The sequence below is a fragment of the Stenotrophomonas sp. PvP093 genome (genome assembly GCF_017876915.1).
GTDB lineage: Bacteria > Pseudomonadota > Gammaproteobacteria > Xanthomonadales > Xanthomonadaceae > Stenotrophomonas > Stenotrophomonas muris.
In genome coordinates this window covers 115,861-142,004 of record NZ_JAGIOX010000001.1, presented here as the reverse complement: position 1 = coordinate 142,004, position 26,144 = coordinate 115,861, and the positions used below count along the sequence as shown (strand labels likewise).

27 protein-coding genes and 1 pseudogene are annotated in these 26,144 nt (G+C 65.2%); 26 read left to right on the top strand and 2 right to left on the bottom strand.

The window, feature by feature from the left end; genetic code table 11:
• The first annotated feature begins 16 nt into the window (after positions 1-16).
• The 5 genes from J3A72_RS00675 to mmsB are packed head-to-tail and all read left to right on the top strand — an operon-like array spanning position 17 to position 5,556.
• Positions 17-1,522, top strand: coding sequence for a CoA-acylating methylmalonate-semialdehyde dehydrogenase (locus J3A72_RS00675; protein WP_209571758.1), 1,506 nt, complete (start codon positions 17-19; stop codon positions 1,520-1,522).
• 14 nt (positions 1,523-1,536) lie between these two features.
• Positions 1,537-2,703, top strand: a complete 1,167-nt coding sequence (locus J3A72_RS00670) for an acyl-CoA dehydrogenase family protein (RefSeq protein ID WP_075076402.1) — start codon at positions 1,537-1,539, stop codon at positions 2,701-2,703.
• Complete coding sequence (locus J3A72_RS00665) at positions 2,700-3,497, top strand: enoyl-CoA hydratase (RefSeq protein WP_005407685.1); 798 nt, start codon at positions 2,700-2,702, stop codon at positions 3,495-3,497. The genes J3A72_RS00670 and J3A72_RS00665 overlap by 4 nt, the downstream gene beginning before the upstream one ends.
• A complete protein-coding gene (locus J3A72_RS00660; protein ID WP_209571756.1) occupies positions 3,494-4,669 on the top strand; it encodes an enoyl-CoA hydratase/isomerase family protein in 1,176 nt (391 codons plus the stop codon). The genes J3A72_RS00665 and J3A72_RS00660 overlap by 4 nt, the downstream gene beginning before the upstream one ends.
• Entirely contained in the window at positions 4,666-5,556 is an 891-nt protein-coding gene (gene mmsB, locus J3A72_RS00655) for a 3-hydroxyisobutyrate dehydrogenase (RefSeq protein ID WP_032962101.1), read from the top strand. The genes J3A72_RS00660 and mmsB overlap by 4 nt, the downstream gene beginning before the upstream one ends.
• A gap of 302 nt (positions 5,557-5,858) precedes the next feature.
• Here mmsB and J3A72_RS00650 read toward each other — a convergent pair whose 3' ends face one another.
• Together J3A72_RS00650 and J3A72_RS00645 are read right to left on the bottom strand one after the other, a co-directional pair.
• Positions 5,859-6,284 carry an organic hydroperoxide resistance protein gene (locus tag J3A72_RS00650; protein ID WP_049438558.1) on the bottom strand — a complete coding sequence of 142 codons (426 nt, stop codon included), beginning with the start codon at positions 6,282-6,284 and terminating at the stop codon, positions 5,859-5,861.
• A 111-nt stretch (positions 6,285-6,395) separates the two neighbouring features.
• Entirely contained in the window at positions 6,396-7,352 is a 957-nt protein-coding gene (locus J3A72_RS00645; protein ID WP_014645594.1) for a cation transporter, read from the bottom strand.
• Between the two features lie 378 nt (positions 7,353-7,730).
• Between J3A72_RS00645 and J3A72_RS00640 the strand changes: the two genes are divergently transcribed.
• From J3A72_RS00640 to J3A72_RS00540, 21 genes and pseudogenes are all read left to right on the top strand, one after another.
• Positions 7,731-8,243 (top strand): head-tail connector protein, encoded by a 513-nt coding sequence (locus J3A72_RS00640; protein ID WP_075076400.1) that lies wholly within the window; start codon positions 7,731-7,733, stop codon positions 8,241-8,243.
• Positions 8,240-8,590 carry a head-tail adaptor protein gene (locus J3A72_RS00635; protein WP_014645596.1) on the top strand — a complete coding sequence of 117 codons (351 nt, stop codon included), beginning with the start codon at positions 8,240-8,242 and terminating at the stop codon, positions 8,588-8,590. The genes J3A72_RS00640 and J3A72_RS00635 overlap by 4 nt, the downstream gene beginning before the upstream one ends.
• Before the next feature lie 23 nt (positions 8,591-8,613).
• Positions 8,614-8,970, top strand: coding sequence for a DUF3168 domain-containing protein (locus J3A72_RS00630; protein WP_014645597.1), 357 nt, complete (start codon positions 8,614-8,616; stop codon positions 8,968-8,970).
• Positions 8,971-9,041: 71 nt separating this feature from the next.
• Positions 9,042-9,701, top strand: a complete 660-nt coding sequence (locus J3A72_RS00625; protein WP_014645598.1) for a phage tail protein — start codon at positions 9,042-9,044, stop codon at positions 9,699-9,701.
• Positions 9,701-10,009: a phage tail assembly chaperone gene (locus tag J3A72_RS00620; RefSeq protein WP_014645599.1), complete on the top strand. Its 309-nt coding sequence runs from the start codon at positions 9,701-9,703 to the stop codon at positions 10,007-10,009. Before J3A72_RS00625 ends, J3A72_RS00620 begins: the two co-directional genes overlap by 1 nt.
• 8 nt (positions 10,010-10,017) lie before the next feature.
• Positions 10,018-10,317, top strand: coding sequence for a DUF1799 domain-containing protein (locus tag J3A72_RS00615; RefSeq protein WP_227863846.1), 300 nt, complete (start codon positions 10,018-10,020; stop codon positions 10,315-10,317).
• Between the two features lie 75 nt (positions 10,318-10,392).
• Complete coding sequence (locus J3A72_RS00610; protein WP_075076399.1) at positions 10,393-11,757, top strand: phage tail tape measure C-terminal domain-containing protein; 1,365 nt, start codon at positions 10,393-10,395, stop codon at positions 11,755-11,757.
• Positions 11,754-12,083 (top strand): phage tail protein, encoded by a 330-nt coding sequence (locus J3A72_RS00605; RefSeq protein WP_049441818.1) that lies wholly within the window; start codon positions 11,754-11,756, stop codon positions 12,081-12,083. The genes J3A72_RS00610 and J3A72_RS00605 overlap by 4 nt, the downstream gene beginning before the upstream one ends.
• 2 nt (positions 12,084-12,085) lie before the next feature.
• Positions 12,086-13,252, top strand: a complete 1,167-nt coding sequence (locus J3A72_RS00600; protein WP_046428057.1) for a hypothetical protein — start codon at positions 12,086-12,088, stop codon at positions 13,250-13,252.
• A gap of 61 nt (positions 13,253-13,313) precedes the next feature.
• Positions 13,314-14,465: a hypothetical protein gene (locus J3A72_RS00595; RefSeq protein WP_075076398.1), complete on the top strand. Its 1,152-nt coding sequence runs from the start codon at positions 13,314-13,316 to the stop codon at positions 14,463-14,465.
• A 31-nt stretch (positions 14,466-14,496) separates the two neighbouring features.
• The gene (locus tag J3A72_RS00590) at positions 14,497-15,618 is read left to right on the top strand and encodes a hypothetical protein (protein WP_140222781.1); all 1,122 of its coding nucleotides are present in this window, start codon (positions 14,497-14,499) and stop codon (positions 15,616-15,618) included.
• 1 nt (position 15,619) lies between these two features.
• Entirely contained in the window at positions 15,620-16,072 is a 453-nt protein-coding gene (locus tag J3A72_RS00585; protein ID WP_075076396.1) for a hypothetical protein, read from the top strand.
• A 12-nt stretch (positions 16,073-16,084) separates the two neighbouring features.
• Entirely contained in the window at positions 16,085-17,224 is a 1,140-nt protein-coding gene (locus J3A72_RS00580; protein ID WP_053494634.1) for a hypothetical protein, read from the top strand.
• Between the two features lie 40 nt (positions 17,225-17,264).
• Positions 17,265-18,401, top strand: coding sequence for a hypothetical protein (locus tag J3A72_RS00575; RefSeq protein ID WP_075076395.1), 1,137 nt, complete (start codon positions 17,265-17,267; stop codon positions 18,399-18,401).
• A 152-nt stretch (positions 18,402-18,553) separates the two neighbouring features.
• The gene (locus tag J3A72_RS00570) at positions 18,554-19,249 is read left to right on the top strand and encodes a phage minor tail protein L (protein WP_014645608.1); all 696 of its coding nucleotides are present in this window, start codon (positions 18,554-18,556) and stop codon (positions 19,247-19,249) included.
• Positions 19,250-19,311: 62 nt separating this feature from the next.
• Complete coding sequence (locus J3A72_RS00565; RefSeq protein ID WP_014645609.1) at positions 19,312-20,052, top strand: C40 family peptidase; 741 nt, start codon at positions 19,312-19,314, stop codon at positions 20,050-20,052.
• The gene (locus tag J3A72_RS00560; protein ID WP_049441827.1) at positions 20,045-20,647 is read left to right on the top strand and encodes a tail assembly protein; all 603 of its coding nucleotides are present in this window, start codon (positions 20,045-20,047) and stop codon (positions 20,645-20,647) included. The genes J3A72_RS00565 and J3A72_RS00560 overlap by 8 nt, the downstream gene beginning before the upstream one ends.
• Positions 20,644-24,132: a host specificity protein J gene (locus J3A72_RS00555; RefSeq protein ID WP_075076394.1), complete on the top strand. Its 3,489-nt coding sequence runs from the start codon at positions 20,644-20,646 to the stop codon at positions 24,130-24,132. Before J3A72_RS00560 ends, J3A72_RS00555 begins: the two co-directional genes overlap by 4 nt.
• Positions 24,132-24,449 (top strand): hypothetical protein, encoded by a 318-nt coding sequence (locus tag J3A72_RS00550; protein ID WP_041862969.1) that lies wholly within the window; start codon positions 24,132-24,134, stop codon positions 24,447-24,449. Before J3A72_RS00555 ends, J3A72_RS00550 begins: the two co-directional genes overlap by 1 nt.
• Positions 24,449-25,159 (top strand): hypothetical protein, encoded by a 711-nt coding sequence (locus tag J3A72_RS00545; RefSeq protein ID WP_041862971.1) that lies wholly within the window; start codon positions 24,449-24,451, stop codon positions 25,157-25,159. The genes J3A72_RS00550 and J3A72_RS00545 overlap by 1 nt, the downstream gene beginning before the upstream one ends.
• A 135-nt stretch (positions 25,160-25,294) precedes the next feature.
• A pseudogene (locus J3A72_RS00540) lies at positions 25,295-26,067 on the top strand (SulP family inorganic anion transporter); the annotation flags it as partial.
• Between the last annotated feature and the right edge of the window lie 77 nt (positions 26,068-26,144).

Below are 26,144 nucleotides of genomic sequence, written 5' to 3'. Positions count from 1 at the left end.
CTGTGGGATTGTCGTCATGACTGTTGCAGCGCCCCGTATCCGCATGCTGATCGATGGCCAGTTCGTTGAATCGGCCACTTCCCACTGGCAGGACGTGATCAATCCGGCCACCCAGGACGTGCTGGCCCAGGTGCCGTTCGCCACCACCGGCGAAGTGGACGCCGCCGTCGCCGCCGCCAAGGAAGCCTTCAAGACCTGGCGCAAGACCCCGATCGGCACCCGCGCGCGCATCTTCCTGAAGTACCAGCAGCTGATCCGCGAAAACATGAGTGAGCTGGCCCACATCCTCACCGCCGAACAGGGCAAGACCCTGCCGGACGCCGAAGGTGATGTGTTCCGCGGCCTGGAAGTGGTCGAGCACGCCGCCGCCATCGGCAACCTGCAGCTGGGCGAGCTGGCCAACAACGTGGCCAATGGCGTGGACACCTACACGATCATGCAGCCGCTGGGCGTGTGCGCTGGCATCACCCCGTTCAACTTCCCGGCGATGATTCCGCTGTGGATGTTCCCGATGGCGATTGCAACGGGCAACACCTTCATCCTCAAGCCGTCCGAGCAGGACCCGATGGTCACCATGCGCCTGGTCGAGCTGGCGCTGGAAGCCGGCATTCCCAAGGGCGTGCTGAACGTCGTCCACGGCGGCGAGGAAGTGGTCAACGCGATCTGCGACCACCCGGACATCAAGGCCGTGTCGTTCGTCGGGTCCACCCGCGTCGGCACCCACGTCTACAACCGCGCCTCGCTGGCCAGCAAGCGCGTGCAGTGCATGATGGGTGCCAAGAACCACGCCGTGGTGCTGCCGGACGCCAACAAGGAACAGACCCTCAACGCAATGGTCGGTGCCGCCTTCGGTGCCGCTGGCCAGCGCTGCATGGCGGCTTCCACGCTGGTGCTGGTCGGTGAGGCGCGCAACTGGGTGCAGGACCTGGTGGCCAAGGCCCAGACCCTGAAGGTCAGCGCCGGCACCGTGTCCGGTACCGACGTCGGCCCGGTCATCTCCTGCAGCGCCCGCGAGCGCGTGGAAGGCCTGATCGCCTCGGGCGTGGAGCAGGGCGCCAAGCTGGTGCTCGATGGCCGCAAGCCGCAGGTCGATGGCTTCGAGAAGGGCAACTTCGTCGGCCCGACCATCTTTGCCGGTGTCACCACCGACATGCGCATCTACCAGGAAGAGATCTTCGGGCCGGTGCTGGTCATCCTCGAAGCGGAAACGCTGGAAGAGGCCATCGCGATGGTCAACAGCAACCCGAACGGCAACGGCACCGCACTGTTCACCCAGTCCGGCGCTGCCGCGCGCAAGTTCCAGGAGGACATCGACGTCGGCCAGGTCGGCATCAACGTGCCGATCCCGGTGCCGGTGCCGCTGTTCTCGTTCACCGGTTCGCGCGCCTCCAAGCTGGGCGACCTGGGCCCGTACGGCAAGCAGGTGGTGCTGTTCTACACCCAGACCAAGACGGTCACCGCGCGCTGGTTCGATGACGAGACGCTGAGCCACGGCGTCAACACCACGATCAGCCTGAAGTAACGGCAGGAGCAGCCATGAGCCACTCGATGACGACGGAACTGGACGAAGCACAGCAGGCGTACCGCGAGGCGGCGCGCGACTTCGCACTGGCCGAACTGGCGCCGCACGCCGCGCGATGGGATGCGGAGGGCATCTTTCCGCGCGAGGCGATCGCCAAGGCCGGTGAGTTGGGCTTCTGCGGTCTGTACATGGACCCGGAAGTGGGCGGCAGCGGCCTGAGCCGACTGGACGCCGCCGTCGTCATCGAGGAGCTCGCCAGCGTCGACCCGTCGACGGCGGCGTACATCAGCATCCACAACATGGCCTCGTGGATGGTGTCCAGGTGGGGCCAGCCGGCCCTGCGCGATGCGTGGGGCACCGATCTGTCCTCGGGCAGCAAGCTGGCCTCGTACTGCCTGACCGAACCGGGTGCGGGTTCCGATGCGGCCTCGCTGAAGACCACCGCCGTGCGCGATGGCGACTTCTACGTGCTGAACGGCTCGAAGGCCTTCATTTCCGGCGCCGGTGCCACCGAGCTGCTGGTGGTGATGGCGCGTACCGGCGGTGCCGGTGCCGGCGGTGTCAGCGCCATTGCGGTGCCGGCGGACCTGCCGGGCATCAGCTTCGGCCGCAAGGAAGAGAAGATGGGCTGGAACAGCCAGCCCACCCGTGGCATCACCTTCGAGAACGTCCGCGTGCCGGTCAGCCACCTTCTGGGAGAGGAAGGCGGCGGCTTCAAGCTGGCGATGAAGGGGCTGGACGGCGGCCGCATCAACATCGCCGCCTGCTCGCTGGGTGCCGCACAGGGTGCACTGGATGCTGCGCGCCGCTACATGGGCGAGCGCCGCCAGTTCGGCAAGGCGCTGGCCGAGTTCCAGGCGCTGCAGTTCAAGCTGGCCGACATGGTCACCCAGCTGGTGGCTGCACGGCAGATGGTGCACACCGCCGCACGCAAGCTCGATGCCGGTGCCGGCGATGCCAACGTGTGGTGCGCGATGGCCAAGCGCTTCGCCACCGATGCCGGTTTCAACGTCTGCAATGAAGCGCTGCAGATCCACGGGGGCTACGGCTACATCCGCGAATACCCGATCGAGCGCCTGCTGCGTGACTGCCGCGTGCACCAGATCCTGGAAGGCACCAACGAGATCATGCGGGTGATCGTTGCCCGTCACCTGCTCAACACCGAAGAGGAACTGCGATGAAGGATTGGCGTACCCAGGAGCACGTGGGCCTGAAGGTGGAGGTGGATGGCCACACCGCCGTGGTCACCCTGAACAACCCGCCGGCGCATACCTGGACCGTGCACAGCCTGTCGGCGCTGCGCGACCTGGTCGGCGCGCTCAACGCAGACCGCGACATCTACGCGCTGGTGATCACCGGTGATGGCGAGAAATTCTTCTCCGCCGGTGCCGACCTCAACCAGTTCGCCTCCGGCGACAAGGCCGCTGCACGTGAGGCCGCGCGCCGCTTCGGTGAGGCCTTCGAAGCGCTGTCCGGTTTCCGCGGCGTGTCGATCGCCGCGATCAACGGCTACGCCATGGGCGGTGGCCTGGAGTGCGCGCTTGCCTGCGACCTGCGCATCATTGAAGACCATGCCCAGGTCGCGCTGCCGGAGGCCACCGTCGGCCTGCTGCCGTGTGCCGGCGGTACCCAGAACCTGCCGCGCCTGGTTGGCGAGGGCTGGGCCAAGCGCATGATCCTGCTGGGTGAGCGCATCAATGCCGAGACCGCGCTGCGCATTGGCCTGGCCGAAGAAAAGGTCGGCAAGGGCGAAGCCAAGGCGCTGGCGCTGGAATGGGCGAAGAAGGCCGGCAAGCAGAGCCCGACCAGCATCGCCGCCTGCAAGACCCTGGTGCAGTCCACCCGCACCGGCACCCACGCCTCGGCGCTGGTGGCCGAGCGCGAAGCCTTCGTCGACCTGTTCGACACCGCCGACCAGGTCGAGGGCGTGACTGCCTTCCTGGAAAAGCGCGCCGCGCAGTGGAAGAACGCATGAGCACGGATACCGCTGCCGACGACGCACCGGTGCTGTTCGAAGAGCGCGTGGCTGGCAACGGCACGCGCATCGGCATCGCCACGCTCAATGCGCCGCGTACGCTCAACGGTTTCTCGCTGCCGATGGCGCACCTGCTGCTGAAGCAGCTCAACGCCTGGGCCGACGACGATGGCATCGCCATGGTGGTGCTGCAGGGCGCCGGCGAAAAGGCGTTCTGTGCTGGTGGCGACCTGCACAGCCTGTACAAGGCCATGGTCGCCTTCCGTGAGGCCGGCCACAGCGACATCCGCCAGAACGCCTATGCCGCCGAGTTCTTCGACGTCGAATACCGCGTCGATTACCTCATCCATACCTACACCAAGCCGATCCTGTGCTGGGGCCACGGCATCGTGATGGGCGGCGGCATCGGCCTGATGTCCGGCGCCAGCCACCGTGTGGTCAGCGAACGCTCCAAGCTGGCCTTCCCGGAAATCACCGTCGGCCTGTTCCCTGATGTCGGTGGCAGTTGGCTGCTGCCGCGCGTGCCGGGCGAGGGTGGCCTGTTCCTGGCCCTGACCGGCGCACTGCTCAACCCGGGCGATGCCATCTACGCCGGCCTGGCCGACGTGCACGTGGCCGAAGAACGCCGCAGCGCAGTGTTCGATGCGCTGCTGCAGGTGGCCTGGTCCAATGACACCGCACACAACCACGAACGCCTGACCCATCTGCTGCAGTCGCATGCCAGCGATGCCGCCACCGGTCCACTGCTGGCCCACGCGGCGCAGGTCGATGCGTTGTGCGAAGGCGATGACCTTGAAGCCATCGTGGCGCGCATTGCCGGCCTGCAGACCGACGACGCCTGGTTGCAGGCGGCTCAGAAGACCCTTGCTGCCGGTGCACCGGGTTCGGCACGGTTGGCGTACGAACTGCAGCGCCGCAGTGCCGGCCAGGACCTGGCCGCGATCTATCGCCTGGAGTACATCGTCGCCCTGCATTGCGCCACCCATGGTGATTTCGCCGAAGGCATCCGCGCGCTGCTGGTCGACAAGGACCGCAATCCGCAGTGGAACCCGGCCACCCTGGCCGAGGCCACCGGCGCGTGGGCAGACACCTTCTTCGCTTCCCCCTGGGCCGACGCCGCGCATCCGCTGGCCGACCTGGGCACTCCCCTTGTTGAAAGGAGCCTTGCATGAGCCGCATTGCATTCATCGGGTTGGGCAACATGGGTGGCCCGATGGCCGCCAATCTGGTCAAGAACGGCCACAGCGTGCGCGTGTTCGATCTGGTTCCGGCCGCGGTGCAGGCCGCTGTCGACGCCGGCGCCAGCGCTGCATCGTCGGCGCGCGACACCCTGGCCGATGCCGAAGTGGTGATCTCGATGCTGCCGGCCAGCCGTCATGTCGAAGGCGTGTACCTGGGCGACGACGGCATTCTTGCCGCGATCCCGGCCGGTGCACTGGTCATCGACTGCAGCACGATCGCCCCGGCCAGTGCCCGCAAGGTCTCGGAAGCGGCCGCCGCGCGTGGCCTGCAGATGATCGACGCGCCGGTGTCCGGCGGTACCGCCGGCGCCCAGGCCGGCACCCTGACCTTCATCGTCGGCGGCGAGGAAGACGCGCTGGAACGCGCACGCCCGGTGCTGCAGGCGATGGGCAAGAACATCTTCCACGTTGGCGCCAGCGGCGCTGGCCAGGTCGCCAAGCTGTGCAACAACATGGCGCTGGGCGTGATCATGGCGGTGACCGGTGAAGCCATCGCACTGGGCGTGGCGCACGGGCTGGACCCCAAGGTGCTGTCGCAGATGATGGCGGTCAGCACCGGCCGCAGCTGGGCCACCGAAGTGTGCAACCCGTGGCCGGGCGTGCTGGAGAATGCGCCGGCCTCGCGTGGGTACAGCGGCGGTTTCGGCAGTGATCTGATGTTGAAGGACATGGGCCTGGCGGTGGAAGCGGCGATGAGTGTCGGCGCTTCGATTCCGCTGGGCGAAGTGGCCCGCAATCTCTACTCGATGAACCACCAGGCCGGCCGCGGCAAGCTGGATTTCTCCAGCGTCGTGCAGCTCATCACCAGCGACCAGTAACTGGTCGCTGGTCCGCGCATTCCACCTTATCCCCGCGCCGTTGGCGCGCCCCCTTGAACAACAAGGGGGCTCTTCTCCAGAAGGATGGATGCGCGCCGCAGCGAATGCGTCCCCGGCCACGTGCTGGGGCCCACCCGAGGTGGGATGGGCGGATGCCCGGTTTCGACCGGCATCCGCCCATTTTTTTGGGGGTCGGATCCCTTTCGCAACGCGAAAGGGCTCTGACCCTATATAGCCGTGCGGGCCTGGGATGGGGTCAGAGCCCTTTGCCGGTGGCAAAGGGATCCGACCCCGGCACCGCATCAGGCAACGATCAGCGTTACATCAATGTTGCCGCGGGTGGCGTTGGAGTACGGGCACACGATGTGCGCCTTCTGCACCAGTTCTTCCACCTGCTCGCGCGGCACGCCCGGCACGTTGATGGTCAGCTCTGCCTCGATGCCGAAGCCGGTCGGGATCTGGCCGATGCCGACCTTGCCGGTGACGGTGGTTTCGGCCGGCAGCGCGACCTTGGCCTGGCCGGCCACGAACTTCAGCGCGCCCAGGAAGCAGGCCGAGTAGCCAGCGGCGAACAGCTGTTCCGGGTTGGTGCCCGGGCCGCCGGCACCACCCAGCTCGCGCGGGGTCGACAGCTGGATGTCCAGCACGTTGTCGGACGAGACGGAACGGCCTTCACGGCCGCCGGTGGAGGTGGCCTGGGCGGTATACAGAACCTTTTCGATGGACATCGGGATGCTCCTGGTCAGTGGGTGGGTACTGCTATGGAGCCTACTTTGCCCGGTTTCTGCGTACGTTGGGTTGCAGTCCGTACGAAAAACTTGATTGATCGTCCTGTTGGCCTAGATCGTCCACTCGCGGTCGGTGGTGAACATGATGGTCAGCCAGCGGTCCGGCGAGGCCTCGCCCAGCGCATCGCCGATCTCGTCGCGCAGCTGGTCCCATTCCAGCAGGGGCCGCGGCGGGTCGTCCTCGCGTACCACGAAGAACAACTCGATCTGCTCGCCACGCCCCACCTGGGCGACGTAGCTGCGATGCTCGACGAAGCCATGCTTGGCCACGATCGCGCGTGCCACCGCGTCCACGTGCGCCTGCAGTTCCGGCGGGGTGACCAGCAGGATGCCGGCCAGCGCCCGGCGCACCGTCCCGAGCGGGGCGATCATCACCAGCACGCAGACGAAGGCGAGGATGGCCGGGTCGATGTACGGCCCGACCCAGGCCAGCGAGGTGCCGCGCACCAGTACGCCGCCAAGGAAGGCCAGCAGGTAGCAGGCCGACATGCTGGCGGCGATCACCCAGTTCTTCGCGTCCAGCGCGATGAACTCCGAACCGATGCGGCGGTTGGCGCGCAGCACGAACCAGGCCAGCGCACCTTCGCCGATGATCGACAACCCGGCGAAGGCGATGGCTGGGCCGAGTGCGATGTGGCGGCCGCCGGACATCAGCGCATCCACCGCATTGACCAGCGCATACAGTGCCGCGCCGATCATCAGCGTGCCGCTCACCCCCAGCACGATGGGCTCCAGGTGCCAGAAGCCCATGGTGAAGCGCTGGTTGAGCCGCGACTGCAGCGCGTCGGTGCTGGTGGACAGTGCGATCAGACGCGCGACCAGCAGTGACAGCCAGGTCATCACCACATCGATCAGGCCGTAGATGCCATCGAAGATGATCAGCGAGGAATTGGCCAGAAGACCAAATACCACCGCAGCGGCAGCCAGCAGCAATGAGCCTGCGATGGACAGGCGCAGCACGCCTTGTTCGGTACGCGCATCGAAGAAGCGTTCGGTGTTGGCAGGCATGCGGGAATCCAGCGGGAAATAGGCTGCGGAAGCAGCGCGTTGCCATTCTATCCAGCCTGCGGCACGTCGCCATGACCACGCCCGCACAGCGCCTGGAAAAGTCACCAGACTGGTAACCGTTTGCGGATTGACGGGTGCACACCCGAAGCGTATCGTTTGTACCACGATGACATAGAAGCCTCCGGTGACCCCGGGGGCTTCTTTCGTTTGCGCCGTCGCGCGCTGCGAGGTCACCGCCACCGGCCCTGACGTCCCCGTCGCAGCCGTTCTGTTTTCCGCCCCGATCCTGCCTTTCCCGCGCCGTCCTGGTGATCGCGTGGGGCGCCGCCGTGCGCGCAGGATCGGGGCACTCCACATCCATCAACGAAGGAGGATTCGATGCCCCTGCTGACCCTTGAGCAGTGCCGCGCGCACTGCCGTATCGACGGCGATTTTGACGACGCCATCCTGGGTGACCTGCTGGCCGCAGCCAGCGACGCAGCCGCGGCCTACCTGGGCCGCGAGCTGTACGCCGACCAGGCCGCGCTGGACCAGGCGCTGGACCAGCTGCCGCAGGACATGGCGGCGGCGGTGACCGGGCATGAAGCCGCGGTTGCCGCCGCCAATGCCGAGACCAACGCGGCCAAGGCCAAGGCCATGCGTGATGTGGCCGATCGCCGCCTGGCCGTGGAGACCGCGCGCAGTGCGCGCCTGCTGCAGGGCATGCCGGTCAACGACAGCATCCGTGCAGCGGTGCGCCTGTTGCTGGGCCACCTGTACGCCCATCGCGAAGCCGTGGTCGTCTCCGCGCAGACGTTCGATGCACCGGCAGGCGCCGCTGCCATCGCAATGGAGCTGCCGTTCGGCGTGGCCGCGCTGCTTGATCCGTACCGATCGGCAGCAACGCCATGAACGCCGGCCACTTCAATCGCCGCATCCGCATCGAGCGCCAGGACGGCCAGCTCGATGCGTGGGGGCAGCCGCTGGACGCCTGGCAGCCGGTGGCAGAACTGTGGGCCGCCATCATCGCCGACCGCGCAGACAGCGTGCAGCGGCTGACGCTGGAAAGCCGCCTGCCGGCAACGATCCGGCGCCAGCGCTTCCATGTCCGATTGGCAGCCGCACGACAGGCAGGCATCCAGGCCGGCATGCGCATCGTGCATGACGGTCGTGTTTTCAACATCACCGGCGTTGCGCCCGACTTCAGCCGGCGCCAGACCACGGTGCTGTTCACCGAACAGTCTTCAGGCATCGCCTGAGCGACGCCAACCAGGACACCGCGATGAGTTACGAAGCACAGCTGCACGCGCTGCTGGCCCCGCTGCTGCAGGGCCGGCTGTATCCCGACCTTCCGCCGGAACCGGTCATCTATCCGTGTGCCGTCTACCAGCAGATGGGTGGACAGTCCGTGTGGTTCAACGAAGGTTCCATTCCCGAACAGAAGCACGCTCGCGTGCAGCTGACCGTCTGGGCAGACAGCCGCGCCCAGGCCAACACCCTGATCCGCAACATCGAGGATCAGGTATGCGCAGGATTGCCGACCGCCGAATCGTTCGGCGCTGCAATCGCCGTGCATGAGCCGATGCTGCACAAGTACGGCGCGCGGCTCGATTTCGGCCTGTGGTACGTCGACCCGTAAACCGCATCACCCGTGCAACACCCCAGCCCGGCATTCGCCGGGCTTTTTTTTATCCAACGAGGAAATACACCATGGCACTCAAGCTTCCCAAGGGCACCCAGTTCGGCTTCGCACCGGTCGTCTCCACCGCGATCGCCACCAGCGCGATCTCCAAGGCTGCGCCGGCGCTGGCCAGCGTTGCCGCCAACAGCGTCGACACCGGCGATGTGGTGGTCATTGAACTGCCGGGCTGGCCGGCCCTGAACAACCGCGCCACCCGCGCCGGTGCTGAAGCCACCGGCAGCGTTGAACTGCTGGGCATCGACACCACCGATACCGTGCTGTTCCCCGGCACCAGCGGTGCCGGTGTGCTGCGCAAGGCGGGCGCCTTCGTCGACCTGGACCAGCAGGGCGACCCGACCACCGCCGGTGGCGAGCAGCAGTACTGGAGCGGCACGCTGCTCGAAGACCCGACCGGTCGCCAGGTGCAGATGCCGACCTTCAAGAACGCCAAGACCATCACCCTGCCGCTGTTCTACGATCCGAAGAAGCCGTGGTATTCGGCACTGAAGAACGCTGACGCCAAGGGCGAGCCGGTGATCCTGCGGGCCAAGCTGGTCGGTGGCGACGTGCTGTACTGGTACGGCTACCTGAGCTACAACGGCGACCCGACCATGGCCGCCAACACCCCGATGGGCACCACCGCGACCTTCACCGCGCTGGCAGACTCCATCCTGGTCGAGGGCGCCTGATGTTCCAGGTCAAGGCGCCGGAGAGCTTCAAGAGCACCCTGACCATCGTCGGTCACGGCCGCGAGCAGAAGCTCAACCTGACCTACCGGCACCTGTCGGTAGCCGACTACGCCAGCCTGCTGGAGCGTCTGGGCGATGACACGTTGAGCGTGGCCCAGGCCATCCTGGACATCGTGGTGGACTGGGATGCCGATGTGGCGCTGGACACCGCCGGCGTCGAGCTGGCGCTGCAGCAGCAGGCCGGCCTGGATGGCGCCATCATCGGTGGCTACACCCAGGCCCTGCAGGTCGCACGCAAGGGAAACTGATCGAGGCGGTGGGGGCCCTGTACTGGCGGGCCCCCACCGAGTCCGAGCTGATGAAGCTTGGATTGAAGGCAAAGCACTTTCCACCACCGCAGGTCGAGCTGTGGCCGGAGTGCGTGCTTCCCATCGAACTTTTTTCGCGGGTTGCCACCCAGTGGCGCGTCGGCGCAGGTGGCCCGATCGGGCTGGATTACAACGTGGTCTACCGGGAGCTGGAGCGCGAAGCGCTCGACGGCGACCAGCATGACGAGGTGATGGCGGCCATCCGCATCATCGAACGCGCTGCCTTGGAGCAGATGCAACAGGAATGAGCCGGCCATCGCGGCAATGCCGATGGCCGATCCCGGCTCCGCCGAAGCGGAGCCGACTCTCCCGAGGAACACTCAATGAGCACTACATCGCCTGGCAGCACACGGACCACCGTGGAGGCCAGCAACGCATTGGAAACGGCCATGCAGGCAGCAAGGCGCGGCATGACCGAGATGACCGGCACCACACAGGAGTTCCAGCGGCAGCTGGAGAAGATCAACACGGTGCAGCAGGCCTTCAATGCCGTGCTGACCACCAGCGCATCATTGGTCACCGCACTGTCCACGCAGCTGACCGCCCTGAACACGCAGCTGCAGGCGGCGGCGAAGGCAGGAACAACCGCAGCGGGCGCGGACGCCGGCAAGGCTGCAAAGAAGGAAGAGAAGGCCCAACAGGACGACAAGGGCCTGGCAGGCATCCGCAAGGGCCTGGGCGGCGCGCTCGGCGACTATATCGGCAAGACCGAAAACACCGCCACGGCTGCCAAGAAAGCCTTCGACAAAGCATTCACCGGCGCCGACGAAGCGTTGAGGAGCTTCGTGACCACCGGCAAGTCCAAGTACAAGGAACTGGCCCAGTCCATCCTGTCCGACCTCAAGATGATCGCCGCACAGCAGGCACTGGTCTGGGGGGCGAGGAAGATCGCCGGCTTGATGGGGGTCGACCTGACGCCCAAGGATGCAGCGACGGACGCGGCGGCGGTGGCTGCAGGCGTGGCGACTGCCAAGGACGCCAAGGTCGGCGATGCCAAGGCGGGCGAAACCAAGGACGCCAAGGACACCAAAGGCACCACAGGACTTTCGGGGTTCCGCAAGGGCTTCGGCAGCGCGCTCGGCGAGTACATGGAAAAGACCGAGAACTCCGCCAAGTCCACCCAGGATGCCTTTTCCAAGGCGTTCACCGGCGCAGAGGCGGCACTGCAGAGCTTCGTGAAGACGGGCAAGTCCAACTACAAGGATCTGGCCAAGTCGATCATCGCCGATCTCAAGATGATCGCCATCCAACAGGCAATCGTCTGGGGCGTCAAGAAGATCGCGGGCCTGTTCGGATATGGCACGGGGGTGGAGGCCAACGCCAACGGGGGCGTCTACCAGTCGCCGAGCCTGTCGGCCTATTCCGGCGGTGTCTACAACACCCCGCAGCTGTTCGCCTTCGCCAGGGGCGCAGGCGTATTCGGCGAAGCGGGACCGGAAGCGATCATGCCGCTGCGGCGCGGGCCGGACGGCCGTCTGGGTGTGGCCGCGCACGGTGGCGGCGGTGGTGGCGGAGTGGGAGTCAGCATCCGCATCGACAACAACGGTGGCAAGGAAGTCACCACCAACGAAAGCATGCTGCAGCAGTTCGGCAACGAGATTGGCCAGTTCGTGGAACGCAAGTACCGCGAGCTGCAGAGTCGTGACCTGAAGGCAGGTGGTGTGCTCAGCAGGAGTGCCATGCAATGACCGACACCTTCACCTGGCCGGCAACCAGCCAGAGTACTGGAACCACCACCGCCGCCGTGAAGCGCGCGAAGTTCGGAGATGGCTATGCGCAGGCCGCTGCCGATGGCCTGAACGCCACTTCACGCAGTTACCAGCTGCAGTTCGTCGGCAACCGCAAAACGATCAACGAGATCGTGACCTTCCTGGATGGTCATGCCGGCCGCAGCTTCCTGTGGAAAGGGCCACTGGGGCAGGGGCTGTACATGTGTGATTCCTACACCGACAGCCATCTCGGCGGCCAGGTATCGACCATCACCGCCACCTTCGAGCAGACCTTCCACGCGTAGGCATGAGCATGGATCTTCAACGGATCGACCTGGATACCATCCAGCCCAACGGAAAGCGTGGGGAGACCCAGCGGCCGGCCTTCACCAAGATCAACCAGAACTTCCAGCAGGTTGGCCAGGCAGTCGACGGCCTGCCCGGGCAGCTCGCCGATACCATGATGCGCGCGCCGGCACGGCGCAATCGCCTGCTCAATGGCAATTTCGACATCTGGCAGCGCGGCAGCAGCTTCGGCATCTCCGGGAACTACACAGCCGACCGATGGTTCCTGCAGATGGGCAACGTCGAAGACGCCGTGTTCAAGCGCAATCCCGCAGCGGCAGGCGACAACAACTTCCCGTTCAGCACCTTCACGTTGTCGGTCAGTTCGAGTGGCAATACGGATGGCACAAACCACTTCTTTGTCTTCGAGCAGCGCGTGGAAGACGTCCGCAACTTCGCGGGCGTGGAGAGCACCGTTTCGTTCCTGGTGTTCAACGCCGGCGCCGCCGGGCGGAAGATCGCCCTTGAATTCGCCCAGACCTTTGGCGCGGGGGGAAGCACGCCTGTGCTGGGAATCGCGCCGGAGGTGGTCGAGCTGGCCTCCGGCCTGAACCGGATCCGCAGGACGGTGACACTGCCTTCCATCTCAGGGAAGGCACTGTCCGGTGACGGTGCGGCCGTGGTCTGCATATGGGTAACGGCGGGCACGCAGTTCGCCAGCCGCACCGCAGGACTGGGCGCGCAACAGGGCCAGCTGTACTTCGGAGAGTTCCAGTGGGAGGCGGGCCCGCTCGCGACGCCGTTCGAGTGGAGGCCGAAGGGGGAAGAGCTGCGGCTGTGCCAACGCTACTACCAGGTGGATGCCACTGGCGTGCCGTTCGACGGTGGATCGCGCTTCAACGCGGGCGTGGGCCTGATTCGGGGCGACAACGCGGTGTACCTCACCTACCGATTCAATCAGCGAATGCGGTCGGTACCCGCGGTCGCCTTCTCGAACCCATCGCAATGGCGGCTGCTCACGGGAGACGGTGCAACCAGCCTGACAGCGCTCAGTGCGGCGGAAGTTACGTCGACCCGCATGACCATCATCGGTGCGCTGAACACTGCCGCAGCGGGTCAGGCCGGCATCCTGCAGAGCGGAGATTCGGCAGCGGAGGGCACTGGATTGACCATGGATGCCGAAATCTGAGGTCCGCGGGAGGGCTGGAGAGCGTTCCTTCGCAACCGAAACCATCAAGGAAACAGCACAAATGCCACGAAAGATCATCGACCTCGATTCCGTTCAACCGAACGGAAAGCGGGGTGAAACACAGCGCCCGGCGTTCACCAAGATCAACGACAACTTCGCCGAAGTCTACGACGCGTTGACTGAGGTGGCGAAAATCCCGCAGATCGTGGGGAATGCCATCACCGAGCGCGTTCCAGGCAGGAATCTGCTCATCAATGGTGCCCTGCAGTTCTGGCAGCGCCGTACATCTGGTCGTGTCGGCACTGGGTCGGGGACGCTGGGCGCGGAAGTGTTCTTCGCCGACCGTTTCACGAACTCGGCGCTGGTCTGCAACCACGACGTACAGCGGGTGGCGTACGACGGGCAGGCCGGATTTCCGGAAGATACACGGTCGATTCTGGTCTGCACCGTATCCGAGGCCATCGCCAGAAGTGGCGCCTGGATGGGGCAGAAGATCGAGGGTGTCCGCAGTGCAAGCGGAGACATCACGATCTCGGTATGGGCGAACTCTGATGCGCCCGGTCGCAGTGTGGGCGTGCGTGTCATCCAGGATTTCGGAACCGGCGGCTCACCCTCGCCGCAGGTGGTGCTGGAAGCCGGTGTGCTCACACTGGGCACCACCGCCAAACGTCACAGCATCACGGTGACGTTGCCGAGTACACGGGGAAAGGTGCTCGGCAGCAACGGCAACGACCACCTCTACGTAGTGTTCGACCTGTGCGGTGCTGGTCAGAAGGGCGAGCTGGTGGCACAGAACGGCTCGTTCGGCTTTACCCAGTTCCAGGTCGAATCGGGCCGCGCAGCGACATGCTTCGACTGGCGGCCGCCAGGTGTGGAACTGGCGTTGTGCCAGCGCTACTACGAGAAGAGCTACAACCTCGACATCGTACCCAACACGGCGCACAACGAAGGGCGCGAGGCATTCTCGATCAACTCACCGGGAATGGCGCATTACCAGAGCGTGCGATTCCAGACGGCAAAGCGCGCTCATCCCTACGTGATGATCATCTCGGCCGACAACATCCAGCAGGATGGACACATCGCGGAAGACAACATCTCCCGCGTGCCCTGCCTGGTCAACTACGCCTCGCCTTCCGGGTACGAAGTCAGCTGGACCAACAATCCAGGCCGCTGGGGCGGCTGGTGGCATTGGTGGGCCGACGCCGAGCTTTGATGGGGCGCCCGCAGGGAACAGGACGACAGCAATGACGAGAAAAATCATCGACCTCGATTCCGTTCAGCCGAACGGAATGCGGGGCGAAACCCAGCGCCCGGCGTTTACCAAGATCAACGACAACTTCGCCGAAGTGTATGGCGCGCTGGATTCGCTGGAAAGCGCATTGCAGAGCGCGGCTCCAGGCAGGAACCGCCTGATCAACGGCAACTTCGATTTCTGGCAGCGGGCCACCACTGGCACCACCCAAGGCGGCGAGATCTATGTGGCCGATCGTTGGACCGTGGCAGCGCTGAGCTGCACGCATACCGCAAATCGCGGGGCCAATCTTCCTGCCGGCGGAGCCGCGCCGGAATCGCGCCGTTTCCTCAACAGCGTTGTCTCCAAGGTCAGTGCAGGCAGCAGCGCCTATGTCGCACAGAAGGTCGAAGGGGTCGCCACGCTGTCCGACGGCGAAGTGGTGGTTTCCGGCTTCGCCTATGGCCCGCCAGGAAAACGCATCGGTGTTCGTCTCATCCAGCACTTTGGCACCGGTGGTTCGCCGTCCGCCGCGGTCAGCGTAGAGCTGGGAACCGTGGCGGTCACCGCCGCGTCCTGGACCTATTTCCAGCTCAGTGCGCGACTGCCATCGGTGAAGGGGAAGACGCTGGGCAGCAATGCCGACAGCGATTTCCTGTGGCTGGTGGTGGATCTGTGCGCCGATGCCTATGGCGGTGTCATCTCCGGTCAGAGCGGAGAGTTCGGCCTTGCGATGATGCAGCTGGAGCGCGGCGACAGGGCAACGGCATTCGACCTGCGCCCGCTGGCTCACGAGCTGCAGCTGTGCCAGCGCTACTACGAGAAGAGCTACAACCTGGATGTGCCGCCTGGCACGGCCGATGGCATCGGACGCGACAACCAGTTCTACGACCGCAGTGTCGGCGTTGGCAGCACCTCGCAAATCCGGTGTCGCGTGCCCAAGCGGGCCATCCCAGCCTACACGGTCTACAGCGATGTGAACGGGCAGGCAGGGCGCATATCCGGCGCAAGCGGCGGCATCGGCACGGTGACGTCCATCGTATATGCCGGCCAGTCCGGCGCACAGGTCAATTACCAATCCGCCGCAGGCAACTGGGGCTCCTCCTTCCATTGGACCGCCGACGCGGAGCTATGACATGTATCAACTGACCGAAGAGATCGACACCATCAAGTGCCTGCAGACCGGCGCCTTCATTCCACGTGGCCACCGTCTGTGGAATGACTATGAAGCCTGGTGTACGGCAGGCAATGAGCCGGAGCCGGTACCGCCGCTGTTCGTACCCGGCTCGGCGCAGTTCCATCGCTTCATCCGCGGAAAGGCGTGGGAGTGGATGGCCCAGTGTGCCCGCGATCGCGGCTATGACAGCATCGAGAGTTGCTGCAGCTACGCGGGCAGTGCGGTGCCGCGCTATGCGCAGGACGCCATCGCCATGATTGCCTGGCGCGACGGGGTCAACCTCGCATTGGAGACTATTGAGTCCACCGCCGAGGAGAACGCGCCGGACTGGCGGCAGGTCCAGGCGCAACTGCCGCAGCCGGATGCATTCGGCTGGCCTGCCGAGCAGGCGCCGGAAATCATCGGCGGCTGAGGAGGACGACGCATGGCACGACGCACAATCGACCTTGATACCGTGCAGCCGAACGGAAAGCGGGGTGAGACGCAACGGCCGGCCTTCACCAAGGTCAATGAGAACTTCGCCGATCTCTACACGGATCTGGATGAACTCGAAACCACGGTGCAGGATCTCCGGCGCAGGCAGAACGGCCGGAACCGGCTGATCAACGGTGACTTCAGGTTCTGGCAACGGGGCAGCAGCCGCACTGTGGTGTCGCCTCTGGCGGTGTATGTTCCCGATCGCTTCCAGGTGGTATGCACCGGGGCGGGGCAGGTCGCGGTGTCACGCCGCAGCTTCGATGCCCCGGCATTCGGGGTCACGGGATTCATGAACTGCGATCTCACCGGATCGACGGCCGCGACCGAGGCGTTCGTCACCCAGCCGGTGGAAGGCGTGCAGACGCTGGCGGGAAGTACCGTGACGCTGAGCATGCAGGCATGGGCCGCGACGCCGGGCTGCCGCATCGGCGTTCGCTTCATCCAGACGTTTGGTACCAATGGGTCTCCGGACGTGACGGTCCGGGCAGGCGTCCAGGAGATCGGCACCGCGGCCGCGCTCAGGTACTTCACCGTCGAGTTGCCATCCATTGCTGGCAAGACCGTGGGAGCCAACAGCAAGCTGCACGTCATCGTCGACTTTGCGACGCCCGGTGGTTATGGCGGACAGCTTGTCGGCCAGTCTGGGTCCTTCTCGCTGACCTGCATGCAGTTGGAGAAGGGGGCGACACCTACCGACTACGACATGCGTGATGACGCAACCGAGTTGATGCTGTGCCAGCGGTACTACGAGAAGAGCTTCCCGCTGGAACAGGCACCGCAGCTTGGCATGCCGTCACCGCAGGGCGTCGCCGCCGCGTTCCAGGCAGGCCTGGCGCGCAGTGAGCAGATCTCCTTCAAGGTCGCCAAACGCACTGTGCCCGCACTCACGCTCTACTCCAACAGTGAAGTGGCGCCGGCCCTCGGCTACTGGTCGTTGTTCAACGGCAACGGGTGGTCACGTGGAATGGCTGTCCCGCTGTTCCTTCGTCCCGATGGATTCACGCTTCAGCTTGATTTCGGTTCTGGCCTGACGCCGTTCTATGCCTATCTGGTGGGCGGCAACTGGGCGGCTGACGCCGAGATCTGACCCTGGCCGTCAACACCGGCGCACGCAGCGAGGACTGCACATGACACGAAGAATCATCGACCTGGACACCGTCCAGCCCAACGGCAAGCGGGGTGAGACCCAGCGACCGGCATTCACCAAGATCAACGACAACTTCGCCGAGATCTACGCTGGTCTGGACGACGCGCAATCGGCGCTCATGCATCTGGAAGGCCGCATGGCCGGAAGGAACCCGCTCATCAACGGCGACTTCCGGTTCTGGCAGCGCGGTGCAGTGTTCCCTGCATCCACGGGCTCTCGCTACATCGCTGACCGCTGGGCGATCAATGCCATCGGCACCAGGGTGGCTGCCTCACGCGAGGATGTGCCTCCAGGCGGCGGCCAGGGAGGGCGCCTGCTGGCTGGGTCGCGCCACCTGCTTCGGCTGGAGGTGCAGAGCGTTGCCGGTGCCGGCAACATGGCGCTGGTCCAACAGCGCATCGAGGATGTCCGGACACTGGCCGGGCGCACCGTCACGATCAGTTTCAAGGCGCGCGCCTCGGTGGACGACTTCCGCATCGGCGTGGAGCTGCAGCAGTCCTACGGAACGGGTGGGTCTACCGCGCGCGACAGCATCGGCGCCTCGGTCGTGCTCGATACGCTGTGGCGATGGCACCAGGTCACCGTGGAAGTTCCCGGTCTTGCCGGCAAGACGCTGGGCCCGGACAGCTACCTGCAACTGGGCTTCTGGCTGGACGCAGGTGCCGATTTCGGCGGCCGCGCGTTCGCCGCCGGGCAGAAGAGCGGCAGCGTGCAACTGGCCGAAGTGCAGATCGAAGAAGGCGATACCGCCACCGACTTCGACCGCCGGTCCGAAGCACTGGAGCTGCTGTTGTGCCAGCGCTACTACGAGACGGTGGATGTAAACCGGATCATCGGCATCACCTACACCGCCAACGGCGACACGCGAGCGTTCATCCCGTTCAAGGTGCGCAAACGCTCAGCACCCAGAATCTCCTCGCCGTCCACCGCGCTGAACCTGGTGGGCTTCGGCAATGCCGGCAACCTGGTCAACTTCGACGGCGGAGCGCCCAGCTGGCAGTCCACGGTTGACGCGGCAGTCATCGCCTCGATGCCGAACAACATGCAGCTCTGGGGCGCGGTGGTGGTGTGGTCGACCACCTCGCAGGTGCTGGTCCAGGCCGATGCGGAGCTCTGAGCCATGACAACCCCCGCTCCGCAGGCGCCAAAGCACGCCTGCTTCACCACCACTGCCTCGCTGCGCCCAGGCCACCACGTCATCGTGCCGTGCGGCCAGGAACGGTACCCCGTACCACCTCCTCTTCCCAATGCCGCACAGGAGAACACCCCATGATCACCGCCGATGCCCAGCAGCTTGAGCCGGGTGGCCGCATCACCGTCTATGAACTCGACGCCAGCAGTTTCGGCGCCGACAAGCTCTTCTTCCACGCGCACCTGCAGAGTGGCCTCATCTGGTGGCAGGGCCAGGAATATGGCCCCTGGCCGATCGAGGCCAGCGGCTTCGAGCGCACCAGCGACCAGCCGCCGAACCCGCGCCTGCGCGTGAGCAACATCGATGGCCGCATCACCGCCATGTGCCTGTTGTTCGATGACCTGGTCGGTGCCCGCATCATCCGCCGGCAGACACTGGCCAAGTACCTGGATGCCGCCAACTTCGAGGAAGGCAATCCCAGCGCGGATCCTGGCGAGCACTTCCCTGATGAAGTCTGGTTCATCGAGCGCAAGATCGGTGAGGACAAGCAGATGGTCGAGTTCGAGCTGACCACCGCGATCGATCTCAATGGGCAGCAGCTGCCGGGCAGGCAGATCATCGCCGGCATGTGTGGCTGGCTGGTGCGTGGCGGCTATCGCGGCGCGTACTGTGGCTACAACGGTCCAGCGGTGGCCGACAGCGACGACGTCGCCACCGATGATCCGGCGCGTGACCAGTGCGGCGGTCGGGTACGCAGCTGCAAGCTGCGCTTCGGCCAGGACAAGCCGCTGCCCTATGGCGGCTTCCCCGCCGCGGGCCTGTTGCGCTCCTGATCGATCCCCTCCCGATTCCACTTTCCAGGCCCGCCCGCGCGGGCCTTTTTCATGGGTGAAACATGCAACCGACAACCCTGCAGGCCATCCAGGCGCACGCCGTGGCCGAGTACCCGCGCGAATGCTGCGGGCTGATCGTGGCCATTGAAGGCCACGAACGCTATCTTCCCTGCCGCAACGTGGCCGCCACGCCCAGCGAGCATTTCCGCCTGCCCGCTGAGGACTATGCCGTGGCCGAGGACAAGGGCGAGGTGCTGGCCCTGGTGCACAGCCATCCCGATGCCGCCGCAACGCCGTCCGACGCCGATCGGGTCATGTGCGAGCGCAGCGGGCTGACCTGGCACATCGTCAGCGTCGGCCAGGTAACAGGCGAGGCACCGCTGTGCGGTGATCTGCAGACCCTGCATCCCACGGGCTACATGGCACCGTTGGTCGGTCGCCAGTTCGCCCACGGTGTGCTGGACTGCTACAGCCTGGTCCGCGATTTCCACGCACGCGAACTGGGCATCCCGCTGTCCGAGTACGAACGCCAGGACGACTGGTGGAGCCACGGCCAGGACCTGTACAGCCTTGAACGGCTGCACGCCGAGGGCTTCGACCTGATCGAGGGCGAGCCGCAGCGGGGCGACATGATCCTGATGCAGATCCGTTCGCCGGTCACCAACCACGCGGGCATCTACCTCGGCGACGGGCAGATGCTGCATCACCTGCATGGCCGCCTGTCCGAGACCGTACCGTACGGCGGCATGTGGGCCGAGCGCACCCGTTGCATCGTCCGCCATCGCGAGGTGCGCCATGACTGACCGTCTTCGTACGATCCGCCTGTACGGCAAGCTGGGTGCGCGCTTTGGGCGCAGGTTCCGGCTGGCGGTGAACAGCCCGGCCGAGGCGGTGCATGCGCTGTGCACGATGCTGCCAGGATTCCAGCAGTACCTGATGGGCGCAAAGGCCAAGGGCATGGAGTTTGCCGTGTTCAACGGGCGGCAGAACCTGTCGCGGGATCAGCTGCACGACCCGCCGGGACAGGATGACATCCGTATTGCGCCGGTGCTGGTGGGCAGCAAGCGGGGAGGCATTCTGCAGACGATCATGGGCGTTGTTTTGATTGTTGTTGGCGTCTACATGAACATTGCGGCCGGTGGATCCGGTACCGGATTCATCCAGATGGGTGTGGGCATGGTGGTCGGTGGCGTCGCCCAGATGCTCTCCCCCCAGCCAAAAGGGCTGGGTGCCAAAGACACACCCGAAAACGCGCCCAGCTACAGCATGAACGGCACCGTCAACACGCAGGCGCAAGGCAACCCCGTGCCGGTCGCCTATGGCGGCCATGACACCAAGGGCATGTTCATCGGCTCGGCCGTGATCAGCGGCGGCATCCTGGCGGAGGACCAGTTTTGAATCAGACCACTCATCCCACGCCGCGCACGCGTGGCGCAGCCACGCCAGTGCTGGCGGGTGCCAAGAAGGGCGCGAGCAACGCCCGAACCCCGGTCGAAACCGCCGACAGCCTGCACTCGATGGCGGTGGCCCGCATCATCGACCTCGCCAGCGAGGGCGAGATCCGTGGCCTGGTCGCCGGCAAGCAGTCGATCTACCTGGACCAGGTGCCGATCGAGAATCCGGACGGCACGCTGAACTTCTCCGGCGTGGACGTGCAGACGCGTTCCGGCACCCAGGACCAGGACCACATCAGCGGCTTCCCCTCCATCGAGAACGAAGTCGGGGTCAACGTCGAGCTGCGCAGCGATGCGCCGGTGGTGCGCACCGTATCGGGTGCCGATCTGTCAGCCGTCCGTATCCGCTTTGCGGTGCCGGCGTTGCAGAAGACGAACACCGAGAACGGTGATACCGAAGGCTACCGGATCATGTACGCGGTGGATCTGTCCACCGACGGCGGCCCGTTCAGCACCGTGCTGACCGATGCCTTCAGTGGCAAGACCACCAGCCAGTACGAGCGCAGCCGCCGCATCGATCTGCCTGCCGGCAGCCAGTGGCAGGTGCGCATCCGCCGGCTGACCGCCAACGCCAACAGCAGCACTATCGCCGATACCATCAACGTGCTGTCGATGACCGAGATCATCGATGCCAAGCTGCGCTATCCGAACTGTGCGCTGGCGGCGGTGCAGGTTGATGCCAGCCAGTTCCAGAACATTCCCACCCGGTCCTACCAGCTGTGGGGCCGCATCGTACGCATCCCCTCCAACTACGATCCGCTCAGCCGTCTCTACAGCGGTGTGTGGGACGGTACCTTCAAGAGTGGCTGGACCAACAATCCGGCCTGGGTGTTCTTCGACATCGTCACCAACGATCGCTTCGGCCTGGGCCATCGTGTTCCGCTGGACTGGGTGGACAAGTGGCGGCTGTACCAGATCGCGCGCTACTGCGATGAACTGGTCAGCGATGGCCAGGGCGGCAAGGAGCCGCGCTTCACCTGCAGCCTGTATCTGCAGACCCGCGCCGAGGCCTACCGCGTGCTGCAGGACATCGCCACCATGTTCCGCGGCATCAGCTTCTATGCGGCGGGGCAGGTGATGGCCTCGGCCGACATGCCCAAGGACCCGGTGCTGACCTACAGCCAGGCCAACGTCATCGAAGGGCGTTTCCACTATGCCGGCAGCAGCCGCACGGCGCGGCACACGGTGGCCCTGGTGTCGTGGATCGATCCGGACGACTTCGGCCGGCAGAAGGTCGAAGTTGTGCAGCACCTGCCTGGCGTGGCCCGCTACGGCATCAACCAGACCGAAGTGACGGCGGTGGGCTGCCACTCGCGTTCGCAGGCGCAGCGCGTGGGCAACCACATCCTGCATACCGAGATGCTGGAAACCGAGACGATCAGCTTCTCGGTGGGCCTGGATGCGCTGGGCTGCATGCCCGGTGATGTGATCCAGGTGGCCGACCCGAACCGCGCCGGCCGCCGCAATGCGGGCCGCATCCGTAGTGCGGGCACGCGCAGCCTGGTGCTGGACCGCATGCCGGAACAGATCGCGGTCGGTGACACCCTGCGTGCCACCCTGCCCAGCGGGCAGACCGAAGCACGCACGGTGCAGTCGGTGGACGGCGAGACGGTGACCGTCACCGCGCCGTGGTCGGCGGTGCCGGTGGCGCAGTCGGTCTGGGCATTGGAATCGCCGGAGCTGGCCCTGCAGCACTATCGCGTGCTGTCGATCAGCGAAGGCGAGGACCTGACCTATCAGATCACCGCGCTCAAGCACGTGCCGGGCAAGTACGCCGCCATCGACGATGGCACGCGCCTGGAACAGCCGCCGATCAGCATCATCCCGCCCAGCGTGCAGCCGGCACCGGCCAACGTGCGGATGGCCTCGCATGTGGTGGTCGACCAGGGCATCGCTACCTCCGTGCTCACGATCGAGTGGGATGCTGCAGACAAGGCGATCGGTTATGACGTGGAATGGCGCCGTGGCGATCTCAACTGGGTCCGCGCTGGTCGCGTCGGGACGCAAAGCCTGGAAGTGCGGGGCGTCTACGCAGGCGAGTATCTGGCCCGCGTACGCGCGGTCAATGCGCTGGGCGCGGTGTCGCAGCCGACGCTCAGCGCGCTCACCACCATTGAAGGCAAGACGACGCCGCCACCGGCATTGACCTCGCTGACCGCGCGCAGCAGGGTGTTCGGCATCGAGCTGGGCTGGCAATTCCCGGCAGGCGCCACGGATACCGAACGCACGGAGCTCTGGTACAGCACCAGCCCGGATCGCGCAGCGGCCATCAAGCTTGGCGACTTCGCCTATCCACAGTCGCGGCACCAGATGAACGGTCTCGCGGCGGGCGCACGCTTCTGGTTCTGGGGGCGCCTGGTCGATCGCAGCGGCAACGTGGGTCCGTGGCATCCGGTGGAGATGGGTGTTCTGGGCGAGTCCAGCAGCAACCCATCGGACTACGACGCCTATTTCGCCGGCCGCATCAACGAAAGCGCGCTGGGCCAACAGTTGAAGGGCAAGATCGAGCGCGTCACCGAAGTGCTGCCGCTGGTCTGGGATGCCGAGGCAACCTACAGCCCAGGGCAGACCGTCATCCACGACGGCAGGATCTGGAGCTGGCAGGGCGCCGCTGCAGGCAACGAGACGCCGCCGGGCAGCCACTGGAAGAACATCGGCGACGCGATCGCCGAGGCGGGTGCCATCGTCGGCCGTGTCGACCAGCTGGAAATGGACGTGACCGACGTCGATGGCAAGGTGGCTGCGCAGGGGCAGAAGGTCGACGGCCTGTTCGCCCAGGTCAGCGACCACACTGCCGGCGAGGAGGACTACAACGTCGGCGAGAACGATGTCAGCGCCGGTGCCATCACCGTCTACAGCGTGATGGCCGAGAAGGACGCGGCACTGGCCAAGCGCGTGGACACGGTCGAAGCGTCCATCGAAGGTGTTCCAGGCAAGATCGAGGGCGTCAGCGCCGCGGTCCAGCAGGTCTCGCAGGCCGTGGTCAACCTGGATGGCAAGGTCAGCGCGACCTATACGGTCAAGGCGCAGATCACCAGCGCCGGGCAGATCTACATGGCCGGCATGGGTCTGGGCGTGGAGCAGCAGCCAGATGGCAGCTATCAGAGCCAGATCCTGATGCAGGCTGATCGCTTCGCGCTGATCAACACCAACAGCGGGCAGGTCAGTGCGCCCTTCGTGGTGCAGGGCGGGCAGACCTTCATCAGCCAGGCACTGATCGGCAACGGCTGGATCCAGAACGCCATGATCGGCGACGTGATCCAGTCCAATGCGGTTGGTGCCGGCGGGCAACCGCGATGGAGGCTCGACAAGAACGGCACGCTGACGATGAACGGCCCCGAGAACGGCGGCCGCCTGACCATCAATGACAGTGTCATCCACGTTTACGACAGCAACGGCCGCGTCCGCGTCCGCATGGGGATCTGGTAATGGCAACAGGTATGCAGATATTCGGCCCGGATGGGCAGATGTGGTTCGACACCAATGATCGTGCCGGCAAGATCATGGGCACTCTCTCGGTCGTTGGAAGCTCGTCCAGCAGCGTGGGCCTGGCCGGCCTGGGTGAGCCATTTGCCATCCTGCCCAGCCCTGGCTCCGACAGTTGGCAGGACCAGAATGGCAATCAGTTTTCCGCGCCTGCGCTTGGGTACATGTCGTTTGTCGACGGCGGCAATACATTGCGGATGCAGTTCACGTTCTCGCCGATTGCCAACCCGACTGCTTCCATCTACTACGGAGTCTTCTGATGTCTGTTGGTCTTGAAGTCACCAATGACAGCGGCGTTCCGGTTCTTGTGAACGCACATTCCTTCGTCTTCTTTTCGATAGCCAAGGGCACGCAGTCCATTGCAAGCAATACGTCCGCCTATGGCGCGAGCGGGTTTGTAAGCCTTCCCGCACAGAGCGTGCCGTACCTGGTGTTCATCCGCTGCAATGGCGGATCCGCACAGGTGATGTCAGCGCTGAATGGCTTTTACTGGAGCATGGGGCAAGGGACCACCAGCTTCGAGTGGTGGGCATGGGGGCGGGCGGTCAACAGTGGAAGTACAGGCATGCAGGTCTACAACGCCGACGGATCCATCCAGTGGGATATGTCAAACCGTCCACTGCGCATCGCTGGTTTGGTCGATAAATCGGGTGGAAGTGTTCCAGGCTTTACCGAGATGTCCACCGACAATGTGAGGCAAGGGCCACTGTTCAACGGTCCTGGTGAGAATCTCGCCTATCTGATGTCCGACATTGGACTGTGCCATGACATCTACGCCTACTACGGAAGTGGCCCGACCATTCGCGGCAACATGCGCTATCAGCCGTACATCAATACTCCAAATGCTTCGCAGGTGCGATTGAACTACTGCAGGCGTAGAGAGAACCGTCAACGTTCGTTGAGCGGCGCTTCCTACCAGAGTTTCACGGGGCAGTTGCCGAACTTCCTGATTGCCGCACACACCTACTAGCCTGAAGCAGGCCCGTGCAGGCGGCCATTTGAGCCGCCAGGGACTAGACTGCGCCCCTCCTACGCTCCTCGACGACGCACTGCAGTGATCACGCCACCCTGACCCTTGCCGCACATCGGCAGCCGGCCCGCCCGGCTCAGGATGGTCGGCCTGCTCGAATCGATGATGACCCTGCAGATCGTCGAGGACATCACCGAGACGCCAGCGAGCGCAACCGCGAATGCGTCGGCCAGGGCGTGGCGAATACGGTCACCGGTTTCCTCGGCGGCATGGCCTGCTGCGCGATGATCGGCCAGTCGGTCATCAACGTGACGTCCGGTGGCCGTGGCCGCCTGTCCTGCCTGGTGGCCGGCGTGCTGCTGCTGGTGCTGGTGGTGTACGGCAGCGACCTGGTGCGGCAGATCCCGATGGCCGCTCTGGTGGCGGTGATGATCATGGTCAGCATCGGCACCTTCAGCTGGCGCTCGCTGCGCGACCTGCGCACGCATCCGCGCAGTTCCTCGGCCGTGATGCTGCTGACCGTGGTGGTCACCGTGGCCACCCACGACCTGGCCAAGGGCGTGCTCAGTGGCGTGCTGTTGTCGGCGCTGTTCTTCGCGCGCAAGGTTGGCCGCATGCTGGATGTGCAGCGCGAGGATGTCGCAGACACGCAGGTCTACCGCGTACGCGGGCAGGTGTTCTTCGCGTCCGCCGGCCAGCTGGGCGCCGCGTTCGACTACCAGCATGTGGCGCCGAAGGTGCAGATCGACCTGCGTGATGCCCATCTGTGGGATCTGACGGCGGTGGCCGCGCTGGAACGCGCGCAGGAAAAGCTGGCCGCGCATGGGGCGGGGGTGACGGTGGTGGGCCTGAATGCGGCCAGCCAGACGTTGATCGAACAGGTAGGCGGGCGCGGAGGCGGGCATTGAGGTTCCAGCGTCCGCGTCTGAGACGACGTGCACGCATTCTGAATCCAGTCAGGCACCTGAAACCGTCACTGTCGTAG

Bases quoted from the DNA above. Each gene is read 5' to 3' on its own strand.
- J3A72_RS00595 (WP_075076398.1), top strand. From the start codon at position 13,314: ATGCCACGAAAGATCATCGACCTCGATTCCGTTCAACCGAACGGAAAG.
- J3A72_RS00630 (WP_014645597.1), top strand. From the start codon at position 8,614: ATGAGTTACGAAGCACAGCTGCACGCGCTGCTGGCCCCGCTGCTGCAG.
- J3A72_RS00610 (WP_075076399.1), top strand. From the start codon at position 10,393: ATGAGCACTACATCGCCTGGCAGCACACGGACCACCGTGGAGGCCAGC.
- J3A72_RS00660 (WP_209571756.1), top strand. From the start codon at position 3,494: ATGAGCACGGATACCGCTGCCGACGACGCACCGGTGCTGTTCGAAGAG.
- J3A72_RS00650 (WP_049438558.1), bottom strand. From the start codon at position 6,284: ATGTCCATCGAAAAGGTTCTGTATACCGCCCAGGCCACCTCCACCGGC.
- J3A72_RS00675 (WP_209571758.1), top strand. From the start codon at position 17: ATGACTGTTGCAGCGCCCCGTATCCGCATGCTGATCGATGGCCAGTTC.
- J3A72_RS00585 (WP_075076396.1), top strand. From the start codon at position 15,620: ATGTATCAACTGACCGAAGAGATCGACACCATCAAGTGCCTGCAGACC.
- J3A72_RS00665 (WP_005407685.1), top strand. From the start codon at position 2,700: ATGAAGGATTGGCGTACCCAGGAGCACGTGGGCCTGAAGGTGGAGGTG.
- J3A72_RS00575 (WP_075076395.1), top strand. From the start codon at position 17,265: ATGACACGAAGAATCATCGACCTGGACACCGTCCAGCCCAACGGCAAG.
- J3A72_RS00645 (WP_014645594.1), bottom strand. From the start codon at position 7,352: ATGCCTGCCAACACCGAACGCTTCTTCGATGCGCGTACCGAACAAGGC.
- J3A72_RS00635 (WP_014645596.1), top strand. From the start codon at position 8,240: ATGAACGCCGGCCACTTCAATCGCCGCATCCGCATCGAGCGCCAGGAC.
- J3A72_RS00570 (WP_014645608.1), top strand. From the start codon at position 18,554: ATGATCACCGCCGATGCCCAGCAGCTTGAGCCGGGTGGCCGCATCACC.
- mmsB (WP_032962101.1), top strand. From the start codon at position 4,666: ATGAGCCGCATTGCATTCATCGGGTTGGGCAACATGGGTGGCCCGATG.
- J3A72_RS00620 (WP_014645599.1), top strand. From the start codon at position 9,701: ATGTTCCAGGTCAAGGCGCCGGAGAGCTTCAAGAGCACCCTGACCATC.
- J3A72_RS00545 (WP_041862971.1), top strand. From the start codon at position 24,449: ATGTCTGTTGGTCTTGAAGTCACCAATGACAGCGGCGTTCCGGTTCTT.
- J3A72_RS00580 (WP_053494634.1), top strand. From the start codon at position 16,085: ATGGCACGACGCACAATCGACCTTGATACCGTGCAGCCGAACGGAAAG.
- J3A72_RS00670 (WP_075076402.1), top strand. From the start codon at position 1,537: ATGAGCCACTCGATGACGACGGAACTGGACGAAGCACAGCAGGCGTAC.
- J3A72_RS00560 (WP_049441827.1), top strand. From the start codon at position 20,045: ATGACTGACCGTCTTCGTACGATCCGCCTGTACGGCAAGCTGGGTGCG.
- J3A72_RS00565 (WP_014645609.1), top strand. From the start codon at position 19,312: ATGCAACCGACAACCCTGCAGGCCATCCAGGCGCACGCCGTGGCCGAG.
- J3A72_RS00625 (WP_014645598.1), top strand. From the start codon at position 9,042: ATGGCACTCAAGCTTCCCAAGGGCACCCAGTTCGGCTTCGCACCGGTC.
- J3A72_RS00640 (WP_075076400.1), top strand. From the start codon at position 7,731: ATGCCCCTGCTGACCCTTGAGCAGTGCCGCGCGCACTGCCGTATCGAC.
- J3A72_RS00605 (WP_049441818.1), top strand. From the start codon at position 11,754: ATGACCGACACCTTCACCTGGCCGGCAACCAGCCAGAGTACTGGAACC.
- J3A72_RS00550 (WP_041862969.1), top strand. From the start codon at position 24,132: ATGGCAACAGGTATGCAGATATTCGGCCCGGATGGGCAGATGTGGTTC.
- J3A72_RS00590 (WP_140222781.1), top strand. From the start codon at position 14,497: ATGACGAGAAAAATCATCGACCTCGATTCCGTTCAGCCGAACGGAATG.
- J3A72_RS00600 (WP_046428057.1), top strand. From the start codon at position 12,086: ATGAGCATGGATCTTCAACGGATCGACCTGGATACCATCCAGCCCAAC.